This window comes from Streptococcus infantis (assembly GCF_047463635.1).
GTDB lineage: Bacteria > Bacillota > Bacilli > Lactobacillales > Streptococcaceae > Streptococcus > Streptococcus infantis_W.
In genome coordinates this window covers 1-9,237 of sequence record NZ_JASHDL010000032.1, presented here as the reverse complement: position 1 = coordinate 9,237, position 9,237 = coordinate 1, and the positions used below count along the sequence as shown (strand labels likewise).

The 9,237-nt window shown below is 42.2% G+C and carries 8 protein-coding genes, 9 tRNA genes and 1 pseudogene; 4 read left to right on the top strand and 14 right to left on the bottom strand.

Going from position 1 to position 9,237, the window contains the following annotated elements; all coding sequences use genetic code 11:
- Nucleotides 1-164: 164 nt before the first annotated feature.
- From der to nrdR, 5 genes are read right to left on the bottom strand one after another with little or no spacing between them, the layout of a single operon-like run.
- Nucleotides 165-1,475, bottom strand: a complete 1,311-nt coding sequence (gene der / locus QM867_RS10510; RefSeq protein WP_049508964.1) for a ribosome biogenesis GTPase Der — start codon at nt 1,473-1,475, stop codon at nt 165-167.
- A gap of 13 nt (nt 1,476-1,488) precedes the next feature.
- Nucleotides 1,489-2,202, bottom strand: a complete 714-nt coding sequence (locus QM867_RS10505; protein ID WP_414315734.1) for an NADPH-dependent oxidoreductase — start codon at nt 2,200-2,202, stop codon at nt 1,489-1,491.
- Nucleotides 2,199-3,095 (bottom strand): primosomal protein DnaI, encoded by an 897-nt coding sequence (dnaI, locus tag QM867_RS10500; RefSeq protein WP_075231814.1) that lies wholly within the window; start codon nt 3,093-3,095, stop codon nt 2,199-2,201. Before dnaI ends, QM867_RS10505 begins: the two co-directional genes overlap by 4 nt.
- Nucleotides 3,096-4,262 (bottom strand): DnaD domain protein, encoded by a 1,167-nt coding sequence (locus QM867_RS10495; protein WP_075231815.1) that lies wholly within the window; start codon nt 4,260-4,262, stop codon nt 3,096-3,098. It abuts the gene before it with no gap.
- Nucleotides 4,263-4,742 carry a transcriptional regulator NrdR gene (gene nrdR / locus QM867_RS10490; protein WP_075231816.1) on the bottom strand — a complete coding sequence of 160 codons (480 nt, stop codon included), beginning with the start codon at nt 4,740-4,742 and terminating at the stop codon, nt 4,263-4,265.
- Nucleotides 4,743-4,881: 139 nt separating this feature from the next.
- Here nrdR and QM867_RS10485 point away from each other — a divergent pair, with 139 nt between their 5' ends.
- The 4 genes and pseudogenes from QM867_RS10485 (at nt 4,882) to QM867_RS10470 (ending at nt 8,324) form a co-directional block, all read left to right on the top strand.
- Nucleotides 4,882-5,247 (top strand): GntR family transcriptional regulator, encoded by a 366-nt coding sequence (locus tag QM867_RS10485; protein WP_000119157.1) that lies wholly within the window; start codon nt 4,882-4,884, stop codon nt 5,245-5,247.
- Nucleotides 5,248-5,250: 3 nt separating this feature from the next.
- Entirely contained in the window at nt 5,251-5,946 is a 696-nt protein-coding gene (locus QM867_RS10480; protein WP_153225245.1) for an ABC transporter ATP-binding protein, read from the top strand.
- A 15-nt stretch (nt 5,947-5,961) separates the two neighbouring features.
- Nucleotides 5,962-6,693, top strand: a complete 732-nt coding sequence (locus tag QM867_RS10475; protein ID WP_414315733.1) for a hypothetical protein — start codon at nt 5,962-5,964, stop codon at nt 6,691-6,693.
- 305 nt (nt 6,694-6,998) lie between these two features.
- Nucleotides 6,999-8,324 (top strand): annotated as a pseudogene (locus QM867_RS10470) (transposase).
- Nucleotides 8,325-8,396: 72 nt separating this feature from the next.
- Here QM867_RS10470 and QM867_RS10465 read toward each other — a convergent pair.
- The 9 genes from QM867_RS10465 to QM867_RS10425 all read right to left on the bottom strand — a co-directional run bounded on the left by QM867_RS10465 (nt 8,397) and on the right by QM867_RS10425 (nt 9,186).
- Nucleotides 8,397-8,484: transfer RNA gene (locus tag QM867_RS10465), tRNA-Ser, on the bottom strand.
- A 6-nt stretch (nt 8,485-8,490) separates the two neighbouring features.
- Nucleotides 8,491-8,564: transfer RNA gene (locus tag QM867_RS10460), tRNA-Ile, on the bottom strand.
- A gap of 36 nt (nt 8,565-8,600) precedes the next feature.
- A tRNA-Gly gene (locus tag QM867_RS10455) sits at nt 8,601-8,671 on the bottom strand.
- Between the two features lie 14 nt (nt 8,672-8,685).
- A tRNA-Phe gene (locus QM867_RS10450) sits at nt 8,686-8,758 on the bottom strand.
- Between the two features lie 3 nt (nt 8,759-8,761).
- Nucleotides 8,762-8,835: transfer RNA gene (locus tag QM867_RS10445), tRNA-Met, on the bottom strand.
- A gap of 10 nt (nt 8,836-8,845) precedes the next feature.
- Nucleotides 8,846-8,935, bottom strand: a tRNA-Ser gene (locus QM867_RS10440).
- 11 nt (nt 8,936-8,946) lie between these two features.
- Nucleotides 8,947-9,020 (bottom strand) — tRNA-Ile (locus QM867_RS10435).
- A 13-nt stretch (nt 9,021-9,033) separates the two neighbouring features.
- Nucleotides 9,034-9,107 (bottom strand) — tRNA-Met (locus tag QM867_RS10430).
- A gap of 5 nt (nt 9,108-9,112) precedes the next feature.
- Nucleotides 9,113-9,186: transfer RNA gene (locus QM867_RS10425), tRNA-Pro, on the bottom strand.
- Between the last annotated feature and the right edge of the window lie 51 nt (nt 9,187-9,237).

Sequence of the window (9,237 nt, the reverse complement as noted above, 5' to 3'; positions counted from 1 at the left end):
GCTTCCGGAACTTTGAAAACTTTAAAACTAGAATCCTCATTGCTTTGAACATCAAAAAGGAGAGAACCATGTTGGTCCTCTCCAGGTTATAACTTTTTATCAACCCACTACAGTTGACAAAGAGCCGCAAAAAATCTGGAAATATCCTTCCAGATTCTGCTTTTTTATTTCCGTTTTCTTGCGATCAGATGAATCGGTGTTCCTTCAAAGACAAAGGCCTTGCGGATTTGATTTTCCAAGAAACGCAAGTAAGAGAAGTGCATGAGTTCTTCTTCGTTAACAAAGATGACAAAGGTTGGTGGTTTGGTTGCCACTTGAGTCGCATAGAAAATCTTGAGGCGTTTCCCTTTGTCAGTCGGTGTTGGATTGATGGCGATAGCATCCATAATCACATCATTCAAGACAGCTGATGGAATACGGGTATTTTGACTCTCACTGATTTGCTTAATCATCTCAGGCAACTTGTGGAGACGTTGCTTGGTCAAAGCTGAAACAAAGATAATCGGTGCGTAAGGCAGGTATTGGAACTGCTCACGGATGTCCTCTTCCCAGTTTTTCATGGTGTGGTTGTCTTTTTCAAGAGTATCCCACTTATTGACCACGATGATCATCCCTTTACCAGCTTCGTGGGCAAAACCTGCGATACGCTTGTCATACTCACGGATGCCTTCCTCGGCATTGAGGACCATCAAAACTACATCTGAACGGTCAATAGCACGCATAGCACGCATGACAGAGTATTTCTCAGTATTTTCATAGACTTTACCAGATTTACGCATACCAGCAGTATCAATCATGGTAAACTCTTGACCGTCAGCATCTGTAAAATGAGTGTCAATGGCATCACGAGTAGTACCAGCGACAGGGCTGGCAATGACGCGATCTTCTCCCAAAATGGCATTAATCAAGCTAGATTTTCCGACATTTGGACGTCCAATCAAGCTGAATTTAATAACATCTGGATTTTCTTCTTCAACTTCATGTGGGAGGTTTTCCACAATAGCATCCAGTACATCCCCTGTCCCGATACCGTGAACAGATGAGATTGGTAGAGGTTCGCCCAATCCAAGAGCATAGAAATCATAGATATCATTTCGCATCTCTGGATTGTCAACCTTGTTAACGGCTAGGATGACTGGTTTATGAGTTTTATAAAGTTTACGGGCAACGTATTCGTCCGCATCTGTAATTCCTTCTTTACCAGACACGACAAAGACGATAACATCTGCTTCTTCCATGGCAATTTCTGCCTGGTGCTTGATTTGTTCCATGAAAGGCGCATCGACATCATCAATTCCCCCAGTATCAATCATACTAAAAGAACGATTGAGCCACTCACCTGTGGCATAGATACGATCTCGCGTTACACCTTCAATATCTTCTACGATTGAGATGCGTTCTCCCGCGATACGGTTAAATAGGGTTGATTTCCCAACATTGGGACGCCCTACAATGGCAACAGTTGGTAAGGCCATGTTTTCTCACTTTCTACAATAACTTCTTCTGCTCAAGATTTTCTCGAGTCGAGCTTGGTTCTGGATTGCCAAATTGCTCTGCCAAACGTTGACTCCAAGTTGTAGTCGCACGCGCACCTGCATATTCAGTCTGTACACGGTCATAGGCTTCAATAGCCTCAGTTGACTGTTCTTGGTATTCTTCCTCAAAGACAACATTCTCTAGGGGCAGTCTTGGTTTTACATCATGCTGTTGGTTTGGCACACCGAGTGCAATCCCAAAGACTGGATAGGTATAGTCAGGAAGCTTGAACAATTCTGCTAACTCAACAGACTTGTAACGCACCAAACCGATAATCACTCCACCATAGCCTAGGCTTTCTGCCGCAAGCAAGGCATTTTGTCCAGCCAAAGCCGCATCTACTGAAGTGATGAGGAGTCCTTCCACCCCTTGAGGTTGGAAAACATCCGTATGGAGACGAGCCCCTTTTTCTGCACGGTTTAGATCACCAACAAAGAGAAGAAAGGCTGCAGACTGGCGAATCGCTTCTTGAGGAACTAACTCAAATAAGGCATCCTTCTTTTCTTGACTTCTAACTACAATCACAGAATACGATTGGAAATTTTTCCAAGAAGAAGCCATTTGTCCTGCAGACAAAATGGTATTTAAATCTTCTTGGGGAATCTCTTGCTCCTTAAATCTACGCACTGAAGTATGAGCCTTCATTAATTTGATTGTTTCTGTCATCGGCGATTTTCTCCTTCAAGTCTGGTTTCCTCTGCTAAATAACGAATGCGTTCCATGACGCGTCTAGCTTCCCAGGTTTCGTCATTTCCATTTTTCCCTTTAGCGAAATGCAGCTCCAAATCTTCAAAATTGAAGTTGGAGGTGAAAAAGGTCGGTAAATCTTCCTGCATGCGATATTGGAGAATGACCTGCAGGATCTCGTCACGCACCCAAGCTGTTGATTGCTCGGCACCAATATCATCTAAAATCAAGACTTCAGCCAGCTTAATCTCGTCCACCAAGGTCTTAACATTGCCATCACCGATGGCATTTTTGACATCGATGACAAAACTAGGATAGTGGAGGAGAGTTGATGAAACACCACGTTTTTCTGACAAATCATGGGCTAGGGCAGCCACCATGAAACTTTTACCCACACCAAAGTCTCCATATAAGTACAGACCTTTCAAATTATTGGGGTAATCGTTAACAAATTTTATCATTCTATTTAGAACAGTTAAACGCCGAACATCATCACGATAAACATCTAAAAAACTGACATTTTTCAGGCTAGATGGAAAATTAATTAAGTTGAGACGTTTCTTGATGGCAGCTTCTTTTTCTGCCGCGATTAACTCTGGAGTTTCTTCATAAGAAACATCCGCATAGCCATGATTCATGACTAGGATAGGCTTGTAGCCACGCGCGATATAATCTGTATCTCCTCGGAGGAACTTATCTCTCTCAGTGATGTATTGGTTAAACTTGGAAATACTACGGTTTAACTCCTCCTGACTGAGGGATTCTTTCTGGATAAAGGCCGCAACATCAGGATCCTTCACTATTTGCTGGACTAAATCCTGATACTGAAATCGGCTTGGTTGACGTTTGAGTACATCTCCGACACTTTCCATCTAATCACCTCCGTTATCTAATTTTGCTAATAATTCTAGGGTTTGGCGTTCCATTTCTTCTAATTCCTCAGCGGATGACGTATTCTTATATTCAGGATTGCTCCATTTAGGCACATTGGTTTTTGCTGGGGCAGTCTGATTCTGCTTTTGCGTTTTTGCTTTTTGGCCACGTTCACGAATACGGAGGACAGCTTCCTCGGCACTACGGATATTTTGATAGGCGTAGTCATTAGCCACCTTCATGGCGTATTTTTCATTGATATTGGCCGAATCAACCTTATTAAAGGTCAGGAGCAGGATAACATTGATCACTTCATCCAGCAAACCCAAGGCTGCCATCTGCTGGAGCAGGTCCCGTTCAGTCTGGGTAATACTTCCCTTGCGGGTCTGCTTAATCTCAGCAAGGAACTGCAAGGCTGTCTTTTTCTTAGCCTCTCGGATAATGGTTGCTTCCTTGGGACTAAAGTCAGAAGTCACAGGCTTTTGCGCTATCTTTTCACGGATGCGTTTGACAGAAATCACTTGCGACACTGCTGTCGCTTTGGCTACTTGATAAGTCTCAAACCAGGTCCACTTCTGCTCATCAGCTATTGCAAACAAGGCCAAAACATCCGAAGTTTCATCTTGAAAACGAAGACCATCGCGAGCCATAAGCTGACGAAAATGCTCCAAATCAAAATCATCTGCTGCTGGCTGACTGCTAGAGGTTTCTTGACTCGCAGACTCAGATAACTGAGGAAAGATTTGACTCAAGGCCACCGAGATCGGTTCCCCTTCAACACTTTCCTGTCTCATGGCTGCTACCGCACTATCCCCAATCATTTTTTCTAATAAGGTCCGATAAACTGTATGTTGTAAAAATTCTTGAGTTGATAAGGGAGAATGGAGTAACAAGTTATAGGCCTCCCCCTGCTGATAGAGGGTCACCAATTTCATGGCTGTCAGAGTTTTAAAAGCCTTTAAAAGGGTATCCATCCCAAAATTGAGATGATTGAGCATGGCTGCAAAGAGATGTTCTTTTTGACCACCATCCCAAAAAGTCACAGCATAAAGATAGAGGCTCAGCGCCTCCTGACCGATAATCGGGAGGTAGCACTGCACCATTGATGAGGTATCTTGCGACACCCGATTGTTCTTTACAAAAGAAAAACGGTCATTTGGCTTCATTTATTTTTCCTTTTTCTTTTTCTTTTTAGAGGATTGTGTGATCTGCTGGAGTAGGCTTTCAAGCTCACTCACATCCTTAAAGCTACGGTAAACGCTGGCAAAACGGACATAAGTAATCTCATCTAACTCTGCCAACTCTTCCATAACCAAAGAGCCAATAACCTCACTCTGAATTTCATTTTCATTGCGACTACGGAGTTTTTGTTCGATGCGATTGACCACCATGCCAATTTCATCACTAGACACTGGACGTTTCTGGGCTGAACGAATAATCCCGTTAAAGATCTTATCTCTTGAAAATTGTTCCCGTGTACCATCTTTTTTGACCACAACTAGTGTTCTCTCTTCAACACGTTCATAGGTTGTAAAACGATGCTGACACTCTTCACACTCACGTCTTCTTCTGATTGTATTTCCTTCTTCAGCCTGGCGACTATCGATCACACTTGATTTTGTAGCGCCACATTTTGGACAACGCATGCCTTTCCCTCCTTGTCGTTTTCTTTTCATTATACCATTTTTTAAGAGATTCCCAAAATAATTCTCCTTTTGGCTTGACAAGTTTTTTGTTTTGTTGTATTATTGAATTAACACAAAGGTAAACAGAAAGGAGATCGTGATGTCTTGGACATTTGATAACAATAAACCCATTTATTTGCAGATTATGGAGAAAATCAAATTGCAGATTATTTCCCATAAACTCGAGCCCAATCAACAGCTTCCAACCGTTAGAGAATTGGCTAGCGAGGCAGGTGTCAATCCCAACACCATCCAGCGCGCCCTATCGGACTTGGAGAGAGAAGGCTTCGTCTATACCAAGCGGACATCTGGACGCTTTGTCACAGAGGATTTGGACTTGATCCTCCAATCCCGTAAGCAACTGTCAGAAGAACAGCTGCAACAGTTTGTAACAGGCATGGTAGAATTCGGCTATGAAAAAGAAGAACTACCGACTGTTTTGAGAGATTATATTGAAGGAGTTTAAACTATGACCTTGTTAGCATTTGAAAATGTGTCAAAATCCTATGGAGCAAGCCCTGCTCTTACAAATGTTTCCCTTGAAATTCCAGCTGGAAAAATCGTTGGCCTCCTTGGACCAAACGGTTCTGGAAAAACAACCTTGATTAAACTAATCAACGGCTTGCTACAACCAGAGGAAGGACGTATCCTTATCAATGACATGGAACCAAGCCCAGCAACTAAAGCGATTGTTTCTTATCTCCCTGATACGACCTACCTCAACGAACAGATGAAGGTCAAAGAAGCTCTCACTTATTTCAAGACCTTCTACCAAGATTTTAATCTAGAACGTGCTCAAGGTCTTCTTCGTGACCTTGGCATCGATGAGAACAGCCGTTTCAAGAAACTCTCAAAAGGGAACAAAGAAAAGGTTCAGTTGATTCTTGTCATGAGTCGTGATGCTCGTCTATATGTGCTTGATGAACCAATCGGGGGTGTCGACCCAGCAGCTCGTGACTATATCTTGAACACCATCATCAACAACTACTCTCCAACTTCGACTGTCTTGATTTCAACTCACTTGATTTCAGACATAGAACCAATCTTGGATGAGATTGTCTTCCTCAAGGACGGAAAAGTCGTCCGTCAAGGAAATGTTGATGATATTCGCTATGAGTCTGGAGAGTCTATCGACCAACTCTTCCGTCATGAATTCAAAGCCTAGTTAAAGGAGATTATTATGTTTTGGAATTTAGTTCGTTATGAATTTAAAAATGTTAACAAATGGTATTTAGCTCTCTATGGTGCTGTGTTAGCACTTTCTGGTCTTATCGGAATTCAAGCAAAGACCTATAACAATCTACCCATCAAAGAAAGTCAACCTATTCTACTTATTTTTCTAGCACTCGTGTTTGGTGGCTTGATGATTACGCTTGGGATTTCAACCTTGATTTTGATCATCCGTCGCTTCAAGGGAAGTGTCTATGACCGACAAGGTTATCTCACTTTGACCTTGCCAGTTTCCGAACACCAGATTATCCTAGCCAAACTCTTGGGGGCCTTCATTTGGTCTCTGATCAGTTCAGCAGTATTGGTTCTGAGCATTTATATCATTCTTGTGATCATTGAGCCTAATTCTGTTAATTTCCTTGCTTTCAAAGACTTGTTCCAACAGTACCTAGACAGTATCGGCTTATCTCTGATTTCATATATCCTCAGCACAGTTTCAGGAATCCTCTGCATCTACTTGGCAATCTCTATCGGACAACTTTTCAATGAATACCGCACAGCACTCGCGGTTTTAGCCTATATTGTTATCCAGATCGTGCTCGGTTTTGTCGGTCTCAACCTTCGCATAGATACTAATTTCAATATGATGCTTACATTTGAAATCTTTACGGATTTAATCCTAATTGCTGGATTCTACCTCGGTACTTACTATATCTTGAAAAACAAGGTTAATCTTCAGTAATCATTCAGAGGCTAGTTAAAAACTTAATTTTATAGTGGATTGAACTTAGAGTAGTATGCCATGGATTCTAAAACATTTATTAGACATTGTTTTGACTTTCCTAACCTCTTTGTTCATATCTTATTTCAATCAACTATAGTAGAAAATGAAATAGATCTGTCTATGATAAAACGCATATTATAGGCTCTATAATATTTGTAGTGGGTAAATCCCCTATGGATGTTATGGAGCCTATTTTGTTGTAGAAAAAAAGTCCCATAAGATCTATAATGAAAAGCGACCAAACCATCATTAGAAAGAATCATATGGAACAATTACATTTTATCACAAAACTACCCGATATCAAAGACCCAAACATCAAAATTCTAGATATCATCAATAGGAATACACATAAGGAAATCATCGCTAAACTAGACTACGATGCTCCATCTTGTCCTGAGTGCGGAAGTCAAATGAAGAAATATGATTTTCAAAAACCGTCGAAAATTCCTTACCTCGAAACGACTGGTATGCCTACTAGAATTCTTCTTAGAAAGCGCCGTTTTAAGTGCATCAGTGCTCTAAAATGATGGTCGCTGAGACTTCCCTCGTCAAGAAAAATCATCAAATTCCTCGTGTTATCAACCAAAAAATTGCTCAAAAGTTGATTGAAAAGACTTCTATGACCGATATTGCCCATCAGCTAGCCATTTCAACTGCAACTGTCATTCGCAAGCTAAATGACTTTCACTTTAAGCATGACTTTAGCCGACTTCCTGAGATTATGTCCTGGGATGTTGAAACAGTCAGGGGAGTGACTGTTTCAATCGGGAGATGAAGATGAGCTTCATTGCACAGGATTTTGATTCCAGAAAGATCGTAGCTATCCTGGATGGGCGGACTCAAGTGACCATTCGCAATCATTTTCTTCGTTATTCTAGAAAGGTGAGAAGTCGCGTGAAAGTCATTACCATGGATATGTTTAGCCCCTACTATGATAGTGCCAGAAAACTTCGCTTCCAAATTTCTTGGCTTAGGCTGAAACAGTCCCCCAGACTGTTTCACTCCCAAACGCTAAAATCGTTCTCGACCGCTTTCACATTGTCCAACATCTCAGTCGAGCTATGAATCGTCTTCGCATCCAAGTCATGAATCGTTTTGATCGCAAATCGCACGGACATAAGGCACTAAAACGTTACTGGAAACTCATTCAACAGGATAGCCGTAAACTCAGTGATAAACGTTTTTATCGCCCAACTTTTCGGTCACACTTGACCAATAATGAGATTCTCGAAAAGCTCCTTGCATACTCTCAAGAACTTAGAGAGCACTATGAACTCTATCAACTATTACTGTTTCATTTCCAAGAGAAACAAACAGACCATTTCTTTGAACTGATTGAAGAAACGATTTCTTGTGTAAATCCTATTTTTCAAACTGTTTTCAAGACCTTTTTGAAAGACAAGGACAAGATCATAAATGCACTGGAACTGCCCTACTCAAACGCAAAACTAGAGGCTACTAATAACCTCATTAAGGTCATCAAGCGCAATGCTTTTGGCTTCCGGAACTTTGAAAACTTTAAAACTAGAATCCTCATTGCTTTGAATATCAAAAAGGAGAGAACCAAGTTGGTCCTCTCCAGGTTATAACTTTTCATCAACCCACTACAATTGACAAAGAGCCTTTAAAGTCAAAAAAAGAGCTTTTAAGCTCTTCAACTACGGAGAATAAGGGATTCGAACCCTTGCGCCAGTTACCCGACCTAACGATTTAGCAAACCGTCCTCTTCAGCCTCTTGAGTAATTCTCCTATTAATGGGCACGAGTGGACTCGAACCACCGACCTCACGCTTATCAGGCGTGCGCTCTAACCACCTGAGCTACGCGCCCAAGTTAAATAACTTGGTAAATGAACTAAATGTTCAAAGCGGGTGACGAGAATCGAACTCGCGACAACAGCTTGGAAGGCTGTAGTTTTACCACTAAACTACACCCGCATATATAAGAAATATGGCGCGAGACGGAATCGAACCGCCGACACATGGAGCTTCAATCCATTGCTCTACCAACTGAGCTACCGAGCCTTATTGCGGGAGCAGGATTTGAACCTACGACCTTCGGGTTATGAGCCCGACGAGCTACCGAGCTGCTCCATCCCGCGTTAATAATAAAGGAGGATGTGGGATTCGAACCCACGCACGCTTTTACACGCCTGACGGTTTTCAAGACCGTTCCCTTCAGCCGGACTTGGGTAATCCTCCATAGTATTTAATGGACCTTGTAGGACTTGAACCTACGACCACTCGGTTATGAGCCGAGAGCTCTAACCAGCTGAGCTAAAGGTCCAACAAGATCATTATAGCGGCGAAGGGGATCGAACCCCCGACCTCCCGGGTATGAACCGGACGCTCTAGCCAGCTGAGCTACACCGCCATGAATCGGGAAGACAGGATTCGAACCTGCGACACCTTGGTCCCAAACCAAGTACTCTACCAAGCTGAGCTACTTCCCGAGTTAAATAGAAAAAATGCACCCTAGAGGAGTCGAACCTCTAACCGCCTGA